This window comes from Nitrosospira sp. TNL200, assembly GCF_055386305.1.
The window spans coordinates 2,310,003-2,330,661 of sequence record NZ_AP041003.1 but is presented as its reverse complement, the minus strand read 5'-3'; the positions used below and the strand labels follow the sequence as shown (position 1 = coordinate 2,330,661).

General features: G+C 55.9%; 21 protein-coding genes and 1 pseudogene. 16 read left to right on the top strand and 6 right to left on the bottom strand.

The genetic code is table 11. The annotated features are described in order from the left end of the window. Nucleotides 1-18 precede the first annotated feature (18 nt). The gene (gene htpG / locus ACZ5CE_RS10500; RefSeq protein ID WP_464574859.1) at nucleotides 19-1,956 is read left to right on the top strand and encodes a molecular chaperone HtpG; all 1,938 of its coding nucleotides are present in this window, start codon (nucleotides 19-21) and stop codon (nucleotides 1,954-1,956) included. A gap of 70 nt (nucleotides 1,957-2,026) precedes the next feature. On the opposite strand, the gene nhaR is transcribed toward htpG, so the two are convergent. Beyond that, nucleotides 2,027-2,959 (bottom strand): transcriptional activator NhaR, encoded by a 933-nt coding sequence (nhaR, locus tag ACZ5CE_RS10495; RefSeq protein ID WP_464574858.1) that lies wholly within the window; start codon nucleotides 2,957-2,959, stop codon nucleotides 2,027-2,029. A gap of 348 nt (nucleotides 2,960-3,307) precedes the next feature. Here nhaR and ACZ5CE_RS10490 point away from each other — a divergent pair, with 348 nt between their 5' ends. From ACZ5CE_RS10490 to slmA, 5 genes are all read left to right on the top strand, one after another. Beyond that, nucleotides 3,308-4,693: a TolC family protein gene (locus tag ACZ5CE_RS10490; protein WP_464574857.1), complete on the top strand. Its 1,386-nt coding sequence runs from the start codon at nucleotides 3,308-3,310 to the stop codon at nucleotides 4,691-4,693. An 8-nt stretch (nucleotides 4,694-4,701) separates the two neighbouring features. Continuing rightward, nucleotides 4,702-5,853: an efflux RND transporter periplasmic adaptor subunit gene (locus ACZ5CE_RS10485; protein WP_464574856.1), complete on the top strand. Its 1,152-nt coding sequence runs from the start codon at nucleotides 4,702-4,704 to the stop codon at nucleotides 5,851-5,853. A gap of 3 nt (nucleotides 5,854-5,856) precedes the next feature. Beyond that, nucleotides 5,857-9,039: an efflux RND transporter permease subunit gene (locus ACZ5CE_RS10480; RefSeq protein ID WP_464574855.1), complete on the top strand. Its 3,183-nt coding sequence runs from the start codon at nucleotides 5,857-5,859 to the stop codon at nucleotides 9,037-9,039. A gap of 41 nt (nucleotides 9,040-9,080) precedes the next feature. Next, a complete protein-coding gene (gene argB, locus ACZ5CE_RS10475) occupies nucleotides 9,081-10,022 on the top strand; it encodes an acetylglutamate kinase (protein ID WP_464574854.1) in 942 nt (313 codons plus the stop codon). Nucleotides 10,023-10,083: 61 nt separating this feature from the next. Further along, nucleotides 10,084-10,686, top strand: coding sequence for a nucleoid occlusion factor SlmA (gene slmA / locus ACZ5CE_RS10470; protein WP_464577489.1), 603 nt, complete (start codon nucleotides 10,084-10,086; stop codon nucleotides 10,684-10,686). Nucleotides 10,687-10,806: 120 nt separating this feature from the next. On the opposite strand, the gene ACZ5CE_RS10465 is transcribed toward slmA, so the two are convergent. From ACZ5CE_RS10465 to ACZ5CE_RS10450, 4 genes are all read right to left on the bottom strand, one after another. Next, nucleotides 10,807-11,163: a type II toxin-antitoxin system RelE/ParE family toxin gene (locus ACZ5CE_RS10465; RefSeq protein WP_464574853.1), complete on the bottom strand. Its 357-nt coding sequence runs from the start codon at nucleotides 11,161-11,163 to the stop codon at nucleotides 10,807-10,809. Then, entirely contained in the window at nucleotides 11,156-11,401 is a 246-nt protein-coding gene (locus ACZ5CE_RS10460; protein WP_464574852.1) for a type II toxin-antitoxin system ParD family antitoxin, read from the bottom strand. Before ACZ5CE_RS10460 ends, ACZ5CE_RS10465 begins: the two co-directional genes overlap by 8 nt. A gap of 68 nt (nucleotides 11,402-11,469) precedes the next feature. After that, nucleotides 11,470-11,598 (bottom strand): hypothetical protein, encoded by a 129-nt coding sequence (locus ACZ5CE_RS10455; protein ID WP_464574851.1) that lies wholly within the window; start codon nucleotides 11,596-11,598, stop codon nucleotides 11,470-11,472. A 29-nt stretch (nucleotides 11,599-11,627) separates the two neighbouring features. Beyond that, nucleotides 11,628-11,873 (bottom strand): hypothetical protein, encoded by a 246-nt coding sequence (locus ACZ5CE_RS10450; protein WP_464574850.1) that lies wholly within the window; start codon nucleotides 11,871-11,873, stop codon nucleotides 11,628-11,630. Between the two features lie 300 nt (nucleotides 11,874-12,173). Between ACZ5CE_RS10450 and ACZ5CE_RS10445 the strand changes: the two genes are divergently transcribed. The 3 genes from ACZ5CE_RS10445 (at nucleotide 12,174) to ACZ5CE_RS10435 (ending at nucleotide 14,571) form a co-directional block, all read left to right on the top strand. Then, complete coding sequence (locus ACZ5CE_RS10445) at nucleotides 12,174-12,452, top strand: hypothetical protein (RefSeq protein ID WP_464574849.1); 279 nt, start codon at nucleotides 12,174-12,176, stop codon at nucleotides 12,450-12,452. A 152-nt stretch (nucleotides 12,453-12,604) separates the two neighbouring features. Next, entirely contained in the window at nucleotides 12,605-12,811 is a 207-nt protein-coding gene (locus tag ACZ5CE_RS10440) for a hypothetical protein (RefSeq protein WP_464574848.1), read from the top strand. Between the two features lie 137 nt (nucleotides 12,812-12,948). Further along, complete coding sequence (locus ACZ5CE_RS10435; RefSeq protein WP_464574847.1) at nucleotides 12,949-14,571, top strand: dihydroxyacetone kinase subunit DhaK; 1,623 nt, start codon at nucleotides 12,949-12,951, stop codon at nucleotides 14,569-14,571. 296 nt (nucleotides 14,572-14,867) lie between these two features. Here the strand turns inward: ACZ5CE_RS10435 and ACZ5CE_RS10430 are convergent. Beyond that, nucleotides 14,868-15,466, bottom strand: a pseudogene (locus tag ACZ5CE_RS10430) (IS4 family transposase); the annotation flags it as partial. Between the two features lie 93 nt (nucleotides 15,467-15,559). Here ACZ5CE_RS10430 and ACZ5CE_RS10425 point away from each other — a divergent pair. From ACZ5CE_RS10425 to ACZ5CE_RS10395, 7 genes are all read left to right on the top strand, one after another. After that, the gene (locus tag ACZ5CE_RS10425) at nucleotides 15,560-15,811 is read left to right on the top strand and encodes a hypothetical protein (RefSeq protein ID WP_464574846.1); all 252 of its coding nucleotides are present in this window, start codon (nucleotides 15,560-15,562) and stop codon (nucleotides 15,809-15,811) included. Next, nucleotides 15,811-16,353 (top strand): P-loop NTPase family protein, encoded by a 543-nt coding sequence (locus tag ACZ5CE_RS10420; RefSeq protein WP_464574845.1) that lies wholly within the window; start codon nucleotides 15,811-15,813, stop codon nucleotides 16,351-16,353. The genes ACZ5CE_RS10425 and ACZ5CE_RS10420 overlap by 1 nt, the downstream gene beginning before the upstream one ends. Next, a complete protein-coding gene (locus ACZ5CE_RS10415; RefSeq protein WP_464574844.1) occupies nucleotides 16,350-16,790 on the top strand; it encodes a hypothetical protein in 441 nt (146 codons plus the stop codon). Before ACZ5CE_RS10420 ends, ACZ5CE_RS10415 begins: the two co-directional genes overlap by 4 nt. A gap of 637 nt (nucleotides 16,791-17,427) precedes the next feature. Beyond that, nucleotides 17,428-17,658: a DUF433 domain-containing protein gene (locus ACZ5CE_RS10410; protein ID WP_464574843.1), complete on the top strand. Its 231-nt coding sequence runs from the start codon at nucleotides 17,428-17,430 to the stop codon at nucleotides 17,656-17,658. Then, complete coding sequence (locus tag ACZ5CE_RS10405) at nucleotides 17,655-18,029, top strand: DUF5615 family PIN-like protein (RefSeq protein ID WP_464574842.1); 375 nt, start codon at nucleotides 17,655-17,657, stop codon at nucleotides 18,027-18,029. Before ACZ5CE_RS10410 ends, ACZ5CE_RS10405 begins: the two co-directional genes overlap by 4 nt. Before the next feature lie 6 nt (nucleotides 18,030-18,035). Continuing rightward, entirely contained in the window at nucleotides 18,036-18,593 is a 558-nt protein-coding gene (locus tag ACZ5CE_RS10400; protein WP_464574841.1) for a recombinase family protein, read from the top strand. Between the two features lie 851 nt (nucleotides 18,594-19,444). After that, the gene (locus tag ACZ5CE_RS10395) at nucleotides 19,445-20,482 is read left to right on the top strand and encodes an IS110 family RNA-guided transposase (protein WP_464574840.1); all 1,038 of its coding nucleotides are present in this window, start codon (nucleotides 19,445-19,447) and stop codon (nucleotides 20,480-20,482) included. The last annotated feature ends 177 nt before the right edge of the window (nucleotides 20,483-20,659 follow it).

Below are 20,659 nucleotides of genomic sequence, written 5' to 3'. Positions count from 1 at the left end.
TGTCAGGAGAAAAGATCCATGCAAGCGGCAGCTACAAAAGAACACCTGAGCTTTCAGACCGAAGTCAAACAGTTGCTCAACCTGATGATCCACTCCTTGTATAGTAACAAGGAAATATTTCTACGCGAACTGATTTCGAACGCCTCGGATGCCGCGGACAAGCTGCGCTTCGAGGGATTGACGGATGGCGCGCTTTATGAATCCGATTCCGATCTCCAGATCCGTGTGAGCTACGATGCCTCCGCGCGCACCATAACCGTGTCGGATAATGGCATTGGCATGTCCCGGCAAGAGGTCGTCGATAATATCGGCACTATTGCCAAATCCGGCACCCGGGAATTTTTTAGTTCACTGACGGGCGATCAGGCCAAGGATGCGCATCTGATCGGGCAGTTCGGGGTTGGTTTTTATTCGGCTTTTATCGCCGCGGACAAGGTGACGCTCATTACCCGGCGCGCCGGCCTGACGCCTGAGCACGGCGTTCGATGGGAATCGGGCGGGGAGGGAGACTATACGCTGGAGACGGTCGAAAAAGCGGACCGTGGCACTCAGGTGATACTGCATCTGCGTGAAGGCGAGGACGATCTTCTGAACGGTTGGCGCCTGCGGAGCATCATCCGTAAGTATTCCGACCATATCACGCTTCCCATCGTGATGAAAAAGGAGGAGTGGTCGCAGGAAAAAAATGAAAATGTCATTACTGAAGAAGACGAGACGGTCAATCAGGCGAGTGCGCTGTGGGCACGCCCCAAGAGCGAGATAAAGCCCGAGCAGTACGAGGAGTTCTACAAGCATGTGGCCCATGATTTCGAGTCCCCTCTGGCTTACGTTCATGCCCGGGTGGAGGGAAAACAGGAATATATCCAGCTGCTCTATATTCCGTCGCGTGCTCCATTCGATCTGTTCGACCGGGAACAGCGCCATGGCATCAAGCTGTATGTGCGCCGTGTCTTTATCATGGACGATGCAAAGCAGTTGTTGCCGAGCTACTTGCGCTTTGTGCGCGGCGTCATCGACTCCAATGATCTGCCGCTGAATGTATCGCGCGAAATATTGCAGGAGTCGAAGGATATAGAAGCAATCCGCGCCGGCTCGGTTAAAAAGGTGCTAGGCCTGCTTGACGATCTGGCCCAAAGCGAGCAGGAAGAAGAAAAGGCCAAGTTCAAGACCTTCTGGAAGGAATTCGGACAGGTTCTCAAGGAGGGTGTGGCGGAGGATTACACCAATCGCGAGCGCGTCGCCAAGCTGTTGCGCTTCGTGTCCACCCATGCCGATACCGACGAACAAGGCGTTTCGCTGGGCGACTACTTGTCGCGAATGAAAGAAGGGCAGGAGAAAATTTATTACGTGGCGGCTGACAGCCTGAAGGCGGCGAGAAGCAGCCCTCATCTGGAGATTTTCCGCAAGAAGGGGATTGAAGTCCTGTTATTGTCCGAACGTGTGGATGAATGGCTGGTTGCGCACCTGACCGAGTTCGAGGGCAAGCCTCTGCAATCCGTTGCTAAAGGCAGTCTCGATCTGGGCAAGCTCGAGGATGAGGCGGAGAAGAAAGAGCAGGAGAAAGAAGCGGATGAATACAAGGAGCTTACAGAAAAAATCAAGAGTGTTCTTGGCGAACAGGTCAAGGAAGTCCGTATCACCTTACGCCTGACGGAATCGCCCGCCTGCCTCGTCGCCGATGCCCATGCAATGAGCGGGAATCTGGAGCGCTTATTGAAATCTGCCGGTCAAAAAGTGGATCATGCCAAGCCGATTCTCGAAATCAACCCGCATCATCCAATGATCCAGCACCTGAAACTGGAACAGGCCCACTTTGACGACTGGAGCCGCATATTGTTCGACCAGGCATTGCTGGCCGAAGGAGGGCAGCTCGATGATCCTGCGGCGTTTGTCAGGCGGGTTAACGACTTGCTGTTTTTGAACGCCGGAAGCGGGGAGCAGGTGAATCCCGAATAAAATTCGCGCGTTAAGGGCCGTAGCTTACAGGTCAGGAAACCTTGGGCTGCTCCTTGTTTCGGGAAAGTGCCTATTCTTTCTCTTTCAAAGCGCTTTTGCCGGGATCGGGGCTGGCAAACAATTCCCGGTGAGCGGTATCGGTAATGGCAATGACTGCGGGATGGGTGAGCCGGCGCTCCATGGAAATGGCGTAGAATTGCTCGGTGACTTCATCGGTTTGCCCTAGAACGGCAACGCCGTGTTCGCGCCGGACTTCATCCGCGATGACTGATGGAGCAATGAAAACCCCGATGCCTTCCTGGCCAAAAGCCTGCATTAACGCGCTATCGTCAAATTCGCCAATGATCCTGGGGTGAATTTGATGGACGTCGAACCACCGCATCAGAGGCGTGCGCACGGCGGTTTCCTTGCCGGGAATCAGAAAAGGCGCGCCGTCGAGCGCACGGGGCCATGCACCCTCACATCGGGATGCGAGCTGCGCTCCCGCAAAAAACGTAATGCCGCAATCCCCGAGTTTGTGGCTGTAGCCTTTCACGTTGGTTTCCGCGGGCATTGGCCGGTCTGCCAGGACCAGATCGAGGCGCTGTATGGCAAGTTCGACCAGCAGTCGCGCCAGCTTGTCCTCCCTGCAGACGATGCGCACGGGTTCGGTGAGCGACATTGCCGGTGCCAGCAATCGATAGGCGATGGATTTCGGAACTGCATCATCGACACCGACGCGAAACTGGATGGCTTGCCTTTCGGGGCGGTTTCGCAGGGCTTCCTCGAGTTCGCTTCCTATCTGGAACACTTCGTCGGCATAGGAAAGTGCAAGGCGTCCGGCTTCTGTCAATTCAAGGCGTCGTCCCACACGCAAGAACAACGCTACGCCGATCGCTTCTTCAAGAAGTCCTATCTGGCCGCTGAGGGTTTGCGGAGTGAGATGCAAGCGCTCGCTCGCGCGTACGATGCTTCCCGCCTTGGCGACAGCCCAGAAATAGTGCAATTGCTTGTAGTTGAGCATTAGAATGGTTATTCTAAAAACTTCCTTGTGTTTGGATCATTCGGAAATCCCGATGATATCATCAGTAAGATACTCCTTTTCTTGATGCAATTTTTAATCTAGACTCGATTATCACCCTTGAGACCGCGTTTACGATTTAAATGCAGCTTTATCCAGGCTGGGGGCGGCGAGCAGCATTCCCGAAGGGAGAATCGCATCTCAGCGGTTGACTCTCGCAATCAAGCTGCTCGGTTGTAATCACTGCAACAGGCGGCGCCCCCCGCAATTCCGGCTCAAGAACATCAGGCGCAGCGGCCAGGAAATTATGAAAGGCAGTAAATGCAAATAGCAACGCGTTGTCGAATATTATTGAGTCTGATTCTCATTCTGCCATTTTTCACTGCCTCAGCTCAACAAGCGACGACACCCCTACAGACTGCGCCACCTATTCCCCAGCCGGATTCCACTGTACCGTTTACCTTCTCCATATCGCCTTCCTCTCCCGCCAGCGAACCTGGTCCGCCCACACCTATTCCCATTCCCCGTGGGCCCAAGCCGGCGCCTTCCGCTGGAAACTCGGTTTCCATAGAAGACGTGCAGCGATTGGGACTGCAGGCGAACGGACTGGCTCAGGCAGCAAAATCCCAGGTGGGAATGGCGGAGGCGGGAGTTATCGGAGCGGCGGCTTATCCCAATCCGGTGGTGAGCGTGATCGGCGGGCCTCAGCATGCCCGAATTCCTTTGGCCAATCCAGCGACAAACACGAGGTCGGTGACCGTCACGCAAACGATTGAGAATCCTTTCCTGCGGAGCGCGCGCATCGGTTCGGCCGAGGCCGGGGTAGAGGCGAGCCGCGCCAGTGCTGACCAGGTTCGCGCAGACCTGGCCGCGCAGTTGCGGGTGCGTGCGTATGAATTGCTGCTGCGGCAGGAAATGGCGCGGATGGAGGGAGGCGTTCTGGATGTCATGGAAGAGGTGCGAAGGCGCATCAAGGTAGGCGTGGGAGTGGGTGAAACAGCCCGCTTCGAGTTGATCCGGGCCGACGCTGAAGTGCTGAATGCCGCCAGCCGCAAGGAAGCTGCTGAACTCAATACGCAGCGCGCCCGGATCGCGCTGCTGCAGTTCACCGCAGGTGCCTTGCGGCCCGATTTCGAGCTGGATGCCTCCCTTTTCGATCCGGTCAGTCTGCCGTCACTGGAGGAATTGCGCCAGGAAGTGCCAACCGTTAATCCGGATGTGATGCGGTTGCAGGCGGAAGAGGAGCGAGCCCGGCTGCGTATTAACCAGGCGCGTGCCGCGATCCTTCCCTCGGTGGATATCGTCTACCAGAACTATCAGGATGCCCAGTACACCGATAACAGAGGGGGGTTTAACGTGAAAATTCCTCTGTTATATCGCCAGCGCGGTGAGATCGACGCAGCCGTGGCGGATACCGCGCGGGCGCGGGAAACACTGGAATATCGCCGGTATGAGATTGGGCAGTTGCTGGAATCAGCCTGGCAGGCGATGCAGATTGCAAAACGGCGAGTGGAAATGTTCGAAGGAGGCATCATCAAAGAGGCGGAATCGGCGTTGCGCATTGCCCAGGCTGCCTATCGTTTTGGCGAGCGCGGCCTGATCGACGTGCTGGACACGCAACGGGTATTGAGAGGGATACTCGTCGACGCTTTGCAGGCGCGCTTCGACTTGCAGGCGGCTGCTGCCGAGATTGATCGCTTGCGTGCCAATTATCCCAGGGAGCAGGCAGTCGAATGAAACTCGGAATGAAAAGTCTCGGTACGGCTGTACTCGTTGCACTATTGTCTGCATGCAGTGGTGGGGAGGAGCAGGTAACCCAGAAAAAAGAAGAGGTGGCGCCGCAGAAGGCAGCCGATTTCAACAGCGTCACGCTCAAGCCGGAAATGGCGCAGCGGGTCAGGATCGGGCACCCCACCATGGTGGATATCGCGGACAAGTTGCAGGTGCCGAGCCAGGTGGATGTGGACGAATACCGGCTCGTGCGGGTCGGCGCCAATGTGACAGGCCGTATTGTTGATGTGTATGCGATGCTGGGCGATACCGTCACGGCAGGAGCGGCGCTGGCTCGCATTTCCAGTCCGGAATTGACCCAGGCGCAGCTCGCCTATCTGCGGGCGTCTTCGCGGGCAACCCTGGCGGAAAAGGCGGCGGAGCGGGCGCGTCAGATGCTGGCTGCGGATGTGATCGCCGTTGCCGAGGTGGAACGGCGCGAGTCGGAATTGCAGGTATCTCAGGCGGATCTGGAGGCTGCAAAGGACCAGTTGCGGCTGCTGGGCGTGGATAGCGGCGCGTTGAAGGAGTTGATAACCAAGGGGCACATTCTGCCTTCGGTAACCATCAGCGTGCCGCTTGGCGGCGTGGTCATCGAACGCAATGTCGCCATAGGCCAGGTGGTGCAGCCCTCCGAACAATTGTTCCGGGTTGCGGATTTGTCGTCCGTCTGGGTCGTGGGCGATGTGCCGGAGCAAATCGCCCGCAATGTCCGGGTGGGCCAACACGTGGAAATCCACGTTCCGGCTCTGGGCGAGGTGAGTTTCGATGGGCTTATCATTTTCGTGGCCGATACGGTTAATCCGCTTACCCGGACGGTGATGGTGCGTACTGCAGTGGAAAATCCCCAGCGCAAGCTCAAGCCGGACATGCTTGCCACCATGCATATCACCGACAATCCCCACAAGAGCCTGGTTGTGCCGGAAACCGCCGTGGTGCGCGAAGCGAACCGCGACTATGTATTTTTGGCACAGGGCAATAACCGGTTTCTGCGCGTGCCGGTAGAACTGGGGCACGAGGTGGCGGATATGCGGCCGGTTATTCGAGGACTGAGCGTGGAGCAGAGCATCGTCGTGGACGGCGCCTTCCACCTGGATAACGAGCGCAAGCTCGCCGAGCTGGAGTAAGCGATGCTGGCTGCGATTGTGCGAGCCATGCTGAGGCAGCGCCTCGTGGTTGTGGTGGTGGCGCTTGCGTTGTGCGTCGCGGGAATGTTTGCCGCCAGGAATTTATCTGTGGATGCTTTCCCCGATGTGACCAACATACAAGTGCAGGTCGCAACGGTCGCGGTTGGCCGCAGTCCCGAAGAGATCGAGCGGCTGGTCACGATACCGGTGGAAATCGCCATGACCGGGCTGCCGGGGCTGGTGGAGATGCGCTCCATGAACAAGAGCGGATTGTCACTCACCACACTGGTGTTTACCGATCAGACCGACGTTTACTTTGCCCGGCAACTGGTGATGGAGCGTTTGATAGAAGTTTCTCCCAGGTTGCTGCCGGGCATTACGCCCGTTCTTGGGCCGGTATCCACCGGATTGGGCGAGGTTTACCAGTATACCCTCGACCATCCGGATGACGGGGAGCGCGCGCTCACAGTCGAGGAGTTGACGGAACGCCGAACCATTCAGGATTGGGTGGTGCGTCCGATGCTGCGTTCAATACGGGGTGTGGCGGAAATCAATTCCATCGGTGGCCACGTCAAGGAGTATCACGTGCTGGTCGATCCGAACCGGCTGCGTCACTACAACCTCACGTTATCCGCGGTAGACCGGGCTCTTGCTATCAATAACGCAAACGCCAGCGGCAACATCCTTCCCTTGCATACGGAGCAGTACCTTATCCGTGGCGTCGGCCTGATTAAAACGCTGGACGATATTCGCAATATCGTGCTCAAGGAGCTGGATGGCGTGCCTGTGTTCGTGCGAGATGTAGCGGAAGTGAAGTTCGGAGAAGAGGTGCGGCAGGGCGCCAGCATCAAGGGTGGCTATACCGAGTCGGTTACGGGCATTGTGATGATGCTGCGTGGAGGAAATGCGAAGGAAGTTGTCAGCCGGGTGAAAGAAAAAGTCGCCGAGATCAACGAGCGCGGCCTGCTGCCCGGGGGATTTCAAATCGTCCCGTTTTATGATCGGACTGTTATGGTGGATGCGGCGCTGGATTCCGTATACCGTGTTTTGATCGAAGCGCTGGTCTTCGTCATCGTTGTAATGGTGATCTGCCTGGGGAACCTGCGTGTGAGCCTTGTCGTCTGCGCAACCCTCATCATCACGCCATTGGTCACGTTCATGATAATGAATCACCTGGGCATTCCTGCCAACCTGATGTCCCTGGGAGGATTGACTATCGCGATCGGACTGATGGTCGATCCCACCGTGGTGGTGGTGGAAAACATCTTTCTGCGCCTGAGCCATGCGAACGGTAATGAATCGAAGAGCGAGGTAATTGCGAAGGCGGCAGCCGAGGTGGGCGCCCCCGTGATATATGGTATTGTCATTATTGTTCTGGTATTTCTGCCGTTGATGTCACTGCAGGGCATGGAAGGCAAGATGTTCAGTCCACTGGCCGTTACCATATCGATTGCATTGCTGGTGGCGCTGCTTGTTTCCGTGCTGTTGTCGCCGGTGTTGTGCGACTATGCCCTGAAGGGTGGAAGCGAGGAGGATACAAAAATTGTATCCATCCTGAAATCCCTCTATTTGCGTCTTCTTTATCTGTCGCTGGCGAATCCCAAGGCGACAGCAATGGTGTCGATAGGATCACTTTTGCTGGCAGTCGGCCTGTATCCATTGCTTGGGAAATCGTTCATTCCAATCATGCGCGAGGGTGCTGTCACGCCCGTGATCATCCGTGTTCCTTCGATTTCCCTGGAAGAATCGATCCAGCTGGAAAACGAAGCCATGAAGCTGATCGCCGCAGTTCCTGGCGTGACGTCGGTGGTATCCAAAATCGGGAGAGGGGAATCACCCGCGGATCCTGCCTCACAAAACGAGTCAGACCCTATTGCATCGCTGGATCTCGAAGGATCTGGCCGTACGCAAGAGGAAATCGAGGAGGATATCCGCAAGGCGCTGACGGTATTGCCCGGGGTGAATATCGCGCTGTCCCAGCCTATCGCGCAGCGGGTGGATGAAATGGTGACTGGAGTACGCTCGCAGGTGGCAGTCAAGATCTTTGGTGATGATCTTGAAGACCTGCGCAAGTTATCGGAGCAGGTCGCACGCATTGTCAAATCGACACGCGGTGCGCGCGATCTTCGCATCGAACGCTTGTCAGGTCAGCAGGAATTGACCATCGATATCGACCGGCGCGCCATTGCACGCCATGGAATCAATGTCGCTGACGTGAATGAGCTGATTGCAACGGCCATTGGCGGAAAGGCGGTGACGCAGGTGTTCGAAGGCGAACGGCGTTTTACGCTCCTCCTGCGCTTTCCTGAGAAATTCCGTAATGATGTCGAGGCCATCCGCGACCTGTTGCTGCGTCCTCCCGGCAATGCCGGGCCTGAAAGTCTGCTTGCGCGCGGCGGCATGCTGGTGCCGCTGAGCGCGGTTGCCGATATTAGTGTGGTCGACGGGCCGGCGATCATTTCCCGTGAATATGCGAAGCGGCGCGTGGTAGTCGGCGTAAATGTGCACGGGCGCGACCTGGGCGGTTTTGTTGCTGAGCTACAGCAGCGCACGGCGAAGGAAATCAAGTTGCCGCCCGGGTATTATTTTGAGTGGGGAGGCCAGTTCGAGAACATGGAACGGGCCATGGCGACGCTGGGAATTGTCGTTCCGGTCACATTTGCCGTAATATTTTTTCTGCTGTTCATGCTGTTCAATTCGGCGAAGCTTGCCACATTGATTTTTACGGCCTTGCCCTTCGCTTCGGTGGGTGGTGTAATCGGGCTGTTTGTTACGGGTGAATATCTATCGGTGCCGGCGTCAGTCGGGTTTATTGCAGTGTGGGGCATAGCAATATTGAACGGGGTGGTCCTGATTTCTTTCATCAAGGAACTGCGCGAGCAGGGACTCAGCGTGCGCGACGCAGTGAAAACAAGCTGTGAAGCGCGCTTTCGGCCTGTGCTGATCACTGCCGCGGCAACCATATTGGGGTTGGCGCCGTTCCTGATCGCCACCGGCCTGGGTTCCGAAGTGCAGAAGCCGCTTGCAATCGTCGTGATTTGCGGCCTCATTACCGCAACCGTGATGACGAAAGTGGTCGTTCCCATGATGTACCGCTATTTTGATCCCATGCCCGATGTGCCCGACCAGATGCTCCCGGTTGCAGGTGCCGTACAGCCGCATCGTCCCCATGCGCCGCATGAATGACCCAGCCGATGTAACAATGTAACTGAATCAAAAGGAACGATATGACGTTGTCTCCTTCATCTCCGATAGACAAAGCCAAAATTCTGGCTGAAGCGCTGCCATATATCCGTCGCTTTCACGGCAAGACGATGGTCATCAAATATGGGGGCAATGCAATGGTCGAGGAAAATCTCAAGCAGGGATTTGCCCGCGACGTCGTGTTGCTGAAACTGGTGGGGATGAATCCCGTCATTGTCCACGGTGGAGGACCGCAGATAAACGACATGCTGAAGCGGGTGGGCAAGCAGGGCGAATTTGTTCAGGGGATGCGCGTGACGGATGCCGAAACCATGGAGGTGGTCGAAATGGTGCTCGGGGGTCTGGTCAACAAGGATATCGTGAATCTCATTAACCGCCAGGGAGGACTGGCAGTTGGATTGACGGGCAAGGATGGAGGATTCATCCGTGCAAGGAAGATGCTGGTGCAGAGCAGGGACAAGGTCGAGGAGCGGCTTGATATTGGCCAGGTGGGAGAAATAGAGAGCATAGATCCAGCCCTGATCGCGTTGCTGGAAGCACGGGATTTCATACCCGTGATTGCTCCCATCGGGGTTGGCAGCGACGGTGAGTCCTATAATATCAATGCAGACCTCGTCGCTGGAGAGCTCGCCAAAGTTCTGGACGCGGAGAAATTGATACTGCTCACCAATACCGCTGGCGTTCTTGACAAGAATGGGAACTTGTTGACCGGTTTGACAGCGAGCCAGGTGGATGAGCTGATTGCCGACGGAACCATCGCTGGCGGCATGATACCCAAGATCGCTTCCGCTCTGGACGCGGTAAAAAAAGGCGTGAAATACTGCCATATCATCGATGGCCGGATCGAGCACGGCATATTGCTGGAGGTGCTGACCGACGAGGGCATAGGGACACTGATCAAGCGAGCCGATTTTTCGGAGATGCAGGGCAGCGAAGCATCCGGGCATTGTGGCCAGGGAGCCTGAGGCGTGGGCGCTTGCATACACGCAGGGCATGCAGCGCCGCCACGGCTTTGTCGAGGGAAACATGGCAGTTAGTAGGGCAGGAGACAGAAAGGATCAAATTCTGCAGGCGCTGGCCGAAATGCTGGAAGGCCCCCGGGCGGAAAAAATCACTACTGCAGCACTTGCTGCCCGGCTCGATGTGTCGGAAGCCGCTCTCTACCGCCATTTCGCCAGCAAGGCGCAGATGTTTGACGGATTGATCGAATTCATCGAAAAAACACTTTTCAGTCTTATCAACAAGCTGATAACGGAAGAGAAGAACGGCATGCGGCAGGTCGAAGGCATCGTGTCGCTTCTGCTCGGTTTTTCCAGGAAGAATCCGGGCATGACCCGCGTGCTCATTGGCGATGCGCTAATAAACGAAAACGACCGTTTGCAGTTGCGGATAAACCAGTTGCACGACCGGCTCGAGGCAACTCTCAAGCAGGTGTTGCGTTTTGCGGCAAGCGAAGGGGAGATTCCGGCTGATCTGGATGCCGCTGCCCAGGCAAACCTGCTGATGTGTTTTGTGGCAGGGCGCTGGCACCAGTTTGCCAAGAGCGGATTCAAGCGCGACCCGATGGAGCATTGGGAGGCGCAGCGCATCGTGTTGTTTTTGCCTCTCGGCCGGCATGAGACAGGGTGAGCTGTTAACCTGAATCCGGTAGTTGGATAAGATGGACTGAACGCTATTTCATCCCGACCGACGAGAAGCGCGGCGGGGCCGTGATGGCTTCCCTCATGCAGAAGACCGGCAGCAACGCGGTCACGGTGAAGGGCGGGGAGGATGAAGCGCCGCCGCCAGCGTTTTCCCGCAGCACTGACGAGGCCGCCCCGCAAGGCGGTTTTTCTGCTTCTGGACTCCTGAAATGCGAATGATGGCGATGCCGTAAGGTGTGACGCGAAAATAAATCATGTGTCGCCCCACATTGTGGCGGCGATAGCCTGGCCGGATATGATTGCAAGCCGAGGCAATCATTGGCGAACTTGCGAGCTCGCCAAAGGCGGAGCTCAGCATGTCGGTGTAATGCTCGGCCTGCCCCACATTCCATTGGTGGCAGGTGTAGCGCCAGATGTTTTCCAGGTCATGTTCGGCTGCAGGGGAAAGGCGATATTCAGCCATGCGCAGCCCGCATTCTTTTCTTGAATGCGGTGGCGTCAAAAGGCTGCGATTCGCCGCTGTTCTCGCCTTCGATCAGCGCAGCGCGAATACCCTCAGTCTCGGTACTGCGTTCCTGTTCCCGTCGGATAAGATCGCGGATATATTCGCTGTCGTCGATGTAGTGCCCTTCGTCAATCTGCGTCTTGATCCACTCATCCTGCTGATCCGTCAATGTGATGGTTTTACTTATAGTCCTCATACGCCCTCCAAGGAAATGATGCATGATTTTTTCATGTATCGGTTTCAAACGCGAGCCATTATAAATGGCTACCACATTGCCCCGAACAGCAGCAGCACGAATAGCGTGCCGACTATGGGCAGCGCCGAGCGGTTGGCGTAGATGCCGCCAAAAAAGCTCGTGGTCGTGAGGCCGATGAGGCCGATGGATGCGATCATTATTATAGTTATATAGCATGATTACCCCTTTACCTTGAATTGTTTCCACCAGTCCTGAGACGAGTTTTGGCTTTTTTAGCCGCTATTTCCATGGCGTGGTTCCATACGCGTTCCCGAAACTGGTCGTCAAACATAACCGGCTCGCCTTCATCGAGCGCGGCTTCCAGCGTGTCCTCCAGTTCCGTTTGTAGCTCCTTCCGCCGCTCTTGCGGCAGCAGGTGCCAGTAGGCCGGGTCCAGGATCGTATCCGGTTCGTCAGTCTGTTTTTTTCTCATAGCGGGCCTCCTGACATGTTTGTGGTTTTAAGAATAGAGAACATTTTCCATCAAAAATCGCAAAAATGTTTCGCTTAGTCGTCCTTCGTGAACTTCAATACCAGCGACCACGGCCTGGTTATTCACAGTGCCAGGGAAGCATTGAAGTCATGCTCGGAAGCCGTTCGGCCATCGACATGAAATGACAACGAGATGGTGGATGACAAAAGTTATCCCTAGTGAAATAGTTCTCCCTTTGGTGGTGAAATGATCTCCCCACCAGTTCACCCGCTGAATTGATCAACTCAACAGGTGACACTCATGGCACCTATTCCCTCGCGAAAAAGTTATACACACGACATCCATGACACCTATCGACCCGGATATGTCTCATCCATGATACATATCGTCATGAAACCACTCACCCTCGTCTTCGTTCTTGCTGGCTACATGACCGCCAAGTCCATGACCACCCCGAGCGGCCTGGTGCAGCGAGCCATTGTCGCCATCCGCGAGTGGATACGCGAGCACGTGCCAGGCTTCGGACTACTTGGTGCCCGCCCGGGCATTCGTGCAACAGGGCGGAGCGGCTCCCCTTGATGTTCCAGTCGGCGCATTCGTTCCTACCGGGGCATTCTCTCGTAATCCGGATAGAATAGAAGTTGATGACAAGATATATCCGACGACCAACAGCAACGGCCAACGGATACATCAAACCGACGAAGGCATAAGAAACTTTTGGAGATGGCTTAATGGCTTTCAATCAAAAGGATTGGGAGGCAGGGCTGGCGAAGGCACAAACGCAGGACGAGTTCACAGCACTGATAGACGAACTGCCGCAGGGCGATGGACACGAGATGAGCGAGGAAGCCCGCGAGTTTTTTACTATGGAACAGCGGATGATTTCTCAACATTTAACCACCTCCACCACAAAAACCGCAAAGACGTCGGCTGGCTAGGCGTGGCGTCTATGTAACTAGCGGTTTTGTTGCAAAAAATAAGAAACAGCTATATTTTGATATTTAACTAAATATTTTTAAACAACTTTTAAATTTACTTTTTATCAAAAATCACTTTTTGCAACAGAGCCGAAAACATGGCCCGGTTCATCAACACCAAAGAAAACATCGTCACCGAAGCCGTCGATGGTCTGGTCGCGGCGTCTGGCGGTAAGCTGGCGCGGCTCGACGGCTATCCACATATACGGGTGGTCGTACGCAATGACTGGGACAAGTCCAGGGTCGCGTTGATCTCGGGAGGCGGATCGGGCCACGAACCGGCACATGCGGGTTTCGTCGGGGAAGGGATGCTGACGGCTGCGGTGTGCGGCGACATCTTCGCCTCGCCGACAGTCGACGCGGTACTGGCAGGCATTCTTGCCGTGACAGGATCGTCCGGCTGCCTGCTCATCGTCAAGAATTATACCGGTGACCGATTGAATTTCGGGCTGGCGGCCGAACGCGCCCGACAGCTTGGCCTGAATGTCGAGATAGTCATCGTCGACGATGATGTGGCGTTGCCCGACTTGCCCCAGGCCCGCGGCATCGCCGGCACGCTTTTCGTGCACAAGATAGCCGGCGCGTTGGCCGAGAATGGTGCCGACTTGGCGCACGTCGCCGCAGCCGCGCGCAAGGTCGTGTCAAAGACAAAAAGCATCGGCATGTCGCTAAACACCTGCACCATCCCAGGTTCGCCAAAGGAGGATCGCATCTCGCCCGGCATGGCCGAGCTTGGGCTTGGCATCCACGGTGAAGCCGGGGTTGAGCAGGTTGAGTTCAAGGGCGCGAGCGAAGCTGTCGCTGCCATGGTCGAGCGCCTGTCAGCTGCAATGGAAGAAAAGCCGCATGTCGCTATGGTCAACAATCTCGGCGGCACGTCGGTCATCGAGATGTCGATCATCCTCAACGAAATCCGGCGGTCAGCGATTGGCGAGCGGATAAGCCACGTCATCGGGCCGGCGGCCATGATGACATCGCTCGACATGCATGGCTTCTCGATTTCGACCTATCCTGCCGACGATGCCGAGATCGTCCTGCTCAAGCAGCACACGCCGCTGGCGGCATGGCCACGGGTCTGCCGGCTGGGCCAGGTCGCGATTCAGGCGCTTCCGGATGGCCTGACGGCTGTCGTTCCGATGCCCTCGATGCACAAGCCGACTAGGGAATTCCTGACCAGTTGCTGTGAAGTTCTGATCGCCGCCGAGAACGACCTCAACGCGCTCGACGCGAAGTCAGGCGATGGCGACACCGGCAGCACGTTAGCCGGCGCGGCACGCGCCCTGATCAGCGCGGTGGACCGATTGCCGCTTGCCGACCATGCCCAGCTCTATCGAGCCATTGGCTTGGAGCTTTCCCAAACCATGGGAGGCTCGTGCGGTGTGCTCCTCGCGATCTTCTTCGCCGCAGCGGGCGATGCCGCCTCAAGCCGCTTGCCAATGCGCGAAGCGTTGCAGGCCGGGTTGCGGAGAATGCAGGAGATCGGCGGGGCACGTCCGGGTGACCGCACCATGGTCGATGCCCTTGCGCCGGCCCTTTATGCCCTGGAAGAGAGCCTGCCAGAGGCGGCGAAAGCCGCGCGTGCGGGTGCCGATCGCACTGCCCGCATGAGCAAGGCGAATGCGGGCCGCGCTTCCTATGTCAATGCCAAGCATTTGGCCGGTCACGCTGATCCAGGTGCTGAGGCGGTCGCGCGATTGTTTGAACACCTGGCCTTATTTTAGATTGGAAGCCGGTAGCGTCGGGCAATTTAGCTGAATAGAATCAGTTGATTAGGGTTTTAGAGCATGGCATCATGATGTTCTATGTTTGTAAGTAATTAAGTGAGGTAAACCCCCGGCTTTGCCGGGGGACTCCGAAAGGTTTGACCTTTGCGTCGGTCGGAGATGGTTTTGAATCGGTGCATGGAACTGGAGAGGCCCTATGATCGAAGTAATGTTTGCAAGAGAGATCAACTTTGGAGCTGTACGCCTCACTGCGCCGCGAAGCGGCTCACGGTTTTGAGACCCCTTTGAGGGGTTCACCCAATAAACCACCGGCTTTGCCGGTGGTAATTTAATTGATCAAGTGTTATTTTCTCGAAAAGAGTGAGGCTCGGATCTGTAGAATTGTGTAGAGCGAAGCCTTGGTCTTGAGTCGTTTCTTTACGGGGGCGACCAGGACATAAACGGTAATCGCGATCCGGATTTGGGTGTTGACAGCATTCTCGGTGGTACCGTAGAACGTCTTGATGCGCAGATGCTGTTTGATCCATTTGAAGAACAGTTCGACCTGCCAGCGGCAGCGGTAAAGCTGAGCGATGGTCAGGGCGGGCAGTTCGAAGTTGTTGGTCAGGAACACCAGTTCCTGATCGTGTCGGGTGTCGAAGAACTTGATGCGCCGCAAGTATTGCGGGTAGTCCCTGGGCTTGTAGTAACCGGTCAGCGTGATTATCTGATCGCAGCGCAAGCCGGTGGATTTGTCCACTGGTCGTGAATAGACGCGGCGATAAGTCAGGTTGGATTTGGCGCGAATGACGAAGAACGCCTTAGCCTGATGCAGCAGGAACAGCCTGGAGAAATCGGTGAAGCCCCGATCCATGATGTAGAAGCTGCCGGCCTCGGGCATCAGGAAATCGAGGCCCGCGCCAAGGCGGTCGAGCAGCGGAAGGGGCCACCCAAGAAGGGCGAGGACAATATCCTTTCCATCATGACGGATGCACGCAAGGCGGCGATGGATATGCATCTTGTGGACATGAACGTACGGGAGCGCGATCCGGAGCGGCGCATCGCCATGGCCGGAAAGGAGGTTATCGAGCGCTACCGCAAGTACCAGGACGTGCGCGGCACGCAACTGATTTTCTCCGACATGGGCGCGCCCTTGAAGCATGCCCGCAAGGAAATGGCGGAGTACGAGGAGTTACCGACCCGTCAAATGCCACGCTTTTCGGGTACAAGGCGTTGCAGGCATCGCGCCTGGATTTGATGGACGGGACCCTATTGAACGAGGCGAAGTTCGATGCGCTGATCATGCGGATCCTCAGCGAGGACGCTAACTTTGTCGTGGACAATGGCGCATCGAGCTTTATCCCGTTGAACAATTACCTGATTGAGAATTCCGTGATCGATATGATTGTCGAGCATGGGAAGCAGGTCGTTGTTCATACCGTCATTGCCGGCGGATCGTCGTTGATGGATTCTCTCCATGGGTTCGCTGACCTGGTCGAACAAATGCCCGGGCAAGTGCGCATGGTGGTGTGGCTGAATGACCATTTCGGGAAAATCGAGGTCGACGGCCTGCCATTCGAGGAAATGAATGTTTACCTGAAAAATCAGGGCCGGATCCATGGCATCGTCCGGCTTCCGAAACAAAACCCGGCGACCTTTGGCGCGGACATGGAGCGAATGCTGACGGCAAAGTTGACGTTTGATGAAATCAATCTGTCATCGGATTTCGACCTGATGAAAAAATCCCGTCTGTTCCGGGTGAGGAAGGATATCTACCGGCAGCTGGAGGAAGTCGTATGATTGATTCCGACGCAATCAGGAAGGAGATAGCAGTCAGGTATGGGTTTGTGCTGGATAAGGATGATCCTGCATTGGTTTCGGGGATGATATTCGATTCAGTCCTGGAGCAGGCCGTTTCCACTCTGAATGCCCAGCAGGAATCGAACCTGAAAGCGCTGCTCGCTGCCCTGCAAAAGGGCAACGAGGAAACCAAGCGGCTTGCCGCGAAGGTGGTCAATGAAGGGACGGAGTACGCATGCGATCAGCTGCATGCCGCCATCAAGGCAACGATGCGGGAAAGCCAGGAAGAGTTCAAGCAGAAAATGAGGAAGGCCTGGGTAGCGATTCAGGCCGCCAAAAAAACCGCGATCATGGGAGCCGCGGTATCGGCAACCTGTTCGGTAATCATGGTCGGTGCTATGGCGACTATGGCGACTATGGCGACTCATGTTCTTTAAGCCCGCTGTTTTGGACAGTGACGTTCTGCCGGCTTGGTGTCGAACTGCTCCACCATGCCTTTAAACCGATAACCTTGTGAGTGGGGAGCGCGCAGAATTCGGAAAAAATCGTACGCTAACAAAGCGTAAAGTAAATGATTACAGCAACTTACAAAGCTTAGTTGTAATAATTTTTGATTTAATTTTATAACCAGTAAAAAATTATAGTAATCAATATCTTGTAAAACGTTAACGTGCGTTAAATACGAATTCCGAGGCGCCCTCCCAATACGGGTAAAGCTCGTCCATGGCACAAACTCCATGATCTGCGCGAACATCGTCTTGCCCGAATTCATAAGCAACCTCCCGAGGAATCAATCCCGGAAAGCTACTCGAATATGAAGAAACTAATTTCAAATCGGCACCAAAATAATTCACTTGAAAACCCGCGCCAGAGCTTGATCTCCGCGCACACGTTAATGATTTAACCGGACACTACTGGTCCAGTATATTCTCTCAAAAACGGAGGTTTTTGATAAGCCTCGTCGCGTCATTGATGTGGCACACAGAATCAAGGCGCTTTCATTCTCACAAATAGTTCTTGAAACTATATTCTCAATCCACTACCATGACAATGAGTTTCGATAAGGAGCAGAGCATGGGACAACTGAATCGCATTACCCAGCAGCCCGGCGTGATGGGCGGCAAGGCCTGCATCCGAGGCATGCGCGTCACGGTCGGCATGGTCGTCGGCCAGATCGGGGCCGGTCACAGCGTCGATGAAATCCTCGCCGACTATCCCTACCTGGAACGCGAGGACATTATGCAAGCGCTTCGCTACGCCGCATGGCGGGCCGAAGAACGCGAGGTCATGCTGACCACCCCATGAAGTTGCTCGTCGATATGAATCTGTCCCCGCGCTGGATCGGTGTGCTGGCCGCCGCGGGCATCGAGGCGGTGCACTGGTCAACGCTTGGTGCGAACAACGCGGCGGACTCGGAAATCATGGCCTACGCTAATTCCCATGACTACGTGGTGCTCACTCATGACCTGGATTTCGGCGCAATCCTCGCCGCTACCCATGGTGAGAAGCCCAGCGTCGTGCAAATCCGCGCCGAGGATGTCAGCCCGGACGTGATCGGCAAGCAGGTCATCGCCGCCTTGCGGCAGATGGCATCGGAGTTGGAGGAAGGCGCGCTGCTCACGGTCGATCCGAATCGTACGCGCTTACGCGTGCTACCGCTGCAGTCGAGAGACTGAAAAGCCATGCTGATCGGTTATGCCCGCGTTTCAACGCAAGACCAAAATCTTGACCTTCAAATCGATGCTTTGACCAAGGCGGGCTGCAAGAAGATCTTCGACGACAAGATCGGCGGCAGTCGCGCCGAGCGGCCCGGACTCGCCAAGGCGCTGGAAATGCTGCGCGAGGGCGATACTCTCGCTGTGTGGAAGCTGGATCGGCTTGGCCGCAGCGTTAAGAATCTAGTCGATCTGGTCGGCGAGCTACATAAGCAAGGTATTCAGTTCAAGAGCCTGACCGACGCCATCGATACCGGCACCCCATCAGGCCGTTTCTTCTTTCATGTCATGGCCAGTCTGGCCGAGATGGAGCGGGAACTGACGGTCGAACGCACCCACGCAGGGCTGGAGGTCGCTCGCCAGCTTGGCCGCAAGGGCGGACGCAAGCGGCAGATGACCGATAGCAAGATCGAGTCGGCCAAGAAGTTGCTGGCCAACGGCGTGCCGCCGCGAGACGTGGCCAAGAACCTCGGTGTGTCCGTGCCGACGCTGTACCGCTGGATTCCGGCCTCTGCGCAGCCTTAAGTCGGTTCACTGTTCCATTGCTCCCCAGACCCCAATTACAAATATTCGCCGATGTTTGTAATGTAATTGTCCAATTGCTCACTGCTTCGCTGCGTGATATTTCCAAACGGTCACCGGGAAGCAGACGTAGTTTTGTAGATCGGCAACCATTTAAGTTTTTGCGTCATTCACAAATATTAGTTTAATACTCAAGCTCGTCATACTTTATGAATGATAAAGGACGTTGTCATTCGCTTACTAGACAATCGGGCTAGCTCAGTTTTGGGGACCGTTAATTAAATTACCGTGCTTCAACCGCTAACAGCTGAATTCAGAGCTTGCTGCGTTTTTTATATTGATATCTAACGAAGGGGGCCACTTCCCATGGTTGCCCTTCGTTGCTATGGGTATTGTCAAACAACAGTGATAGTCCCCTGTGCCTTCAATGGGCACGGTATGGCGGGATCAAAGGTAATCTCAATCGCGCCGGCGACGAAAAAACCACCGATATGTTGGGCCGCAATTTCTGGCGGAGTTCCCGGCTTGGTTAGATTCACATCCTGTGCAAAGACGAATACGCGCCAAATATCATAAATGTCCTGCTTCTGGCAATGTCGCGTATGCGCTGGCATAGCGCGCTTTGATCGCGCGCCCTGCTCTTGGCATACCATACCGAGCGCGCTAGTGTAGTGCGCCATTCTGTTTGAACCGCCCCGGATTTTGAGGAGGCTCTGATATCTGAGAGAAATGGTATGGACGCCGCCCGCCCGTGAGGAATGGTAGGGAAGGATGGGACTCTCCCGGGCTTGGCATCGGCATGATCACGGTGGAAGATCGCATAAATCTTCACATTGCAAACCGGAGGAGCCGAGATGAAGCTGACGCCAGTTGGAATCGATATTGCAAAGATGGTCTTCCAAGTGCACTACGTGGACGAGGAAACGGGTGAGATCGTGAACAAGCCCGTCAAACGTGCAGCGTTTCTAGAACATTTCGCGAACCGATCGTCGTGCCTCATCGGAATGGAGGCGTGCGGCGGTGCGCACCACTGGGCGCGGAAACTGATGAAGATGGGTCATCAGGTCAAGTTGATGCCGGGAGAATTCGTGAAGGCATTCAACATCCGCAACAAGAACGACGCGGCGGATGCTCGGGCGATCTGGCTGGCGGTGCAGCAACCTAGCAAGGCGGTCGCGGTTAAAACCGAAATTCAGCAGGCAATGCTGGCGCTGCACCGGATGCGCGAACAACTGGTGAAGTTCCGGACGATGCAGATCAACGGCTTGCGTGGGCTGCTGACCGAGTACGGCGAGGTGACGGCTAAAGGACGGGCGTCGCTTGACAAGGCGATACCGGAAATCTTTGCGCGGGTCGCGGAGCGTTTGCCAGCGGTGCTGATCGACACGCTGCGTGAGCAGTGGAACGGACTGACAAATCTGGACGGGCAGATCGCAGCGATCGAGCGCCGGATGCGCGAATGGAAGAAGGACGATGGCGCCGTGAAGGCGATCAGCGAGATTCCCGGCGTGGGGTTGCTGACCGCAACCGCGGCGGTCGCGATGATGGGCGACGCGAAGGTGTTCCGATCAGGGCGGGAGTTTGCCGCGTGGGCAGGACTCGTGCCGAAGCAGACCGGATCGGGCGGCAAGGTGAATCTTCATGGCATCAGTAAGCGCGGCGACACATATCTGCGCACGCTGCTGATCCACGGTGCGCGCAGCGTGTTGATAAACGCGAAGGACCCCGGTCCGTGGATCAAACAGATGAAGCAGCGGCGGCATCCGAATGTGGTGACTGTCGCCCTGGCAAACAGAATAGCGCGAACGATCTGGGCGGTGCTTGCCCATGACCGACCATACCAGAAAGGATACGTAAGCGTGAAGCCGGCGTTAGCGGTAATCACCAGATGAGAGGTTGACTCTGTAAAGATGGAACGTCTAGGTTGCGTTGGGAATCGATAGCGATGGCAACACAGGTCGGACCGTGATCCGCCAAACCTGAATGGCTCCAAGAACTTCGAGTTCGTGAGAGAAATGAGGTGCGGATCAGCGGAATCCATAGTGGCCCGCAGCGGAAGGATCGGCTGC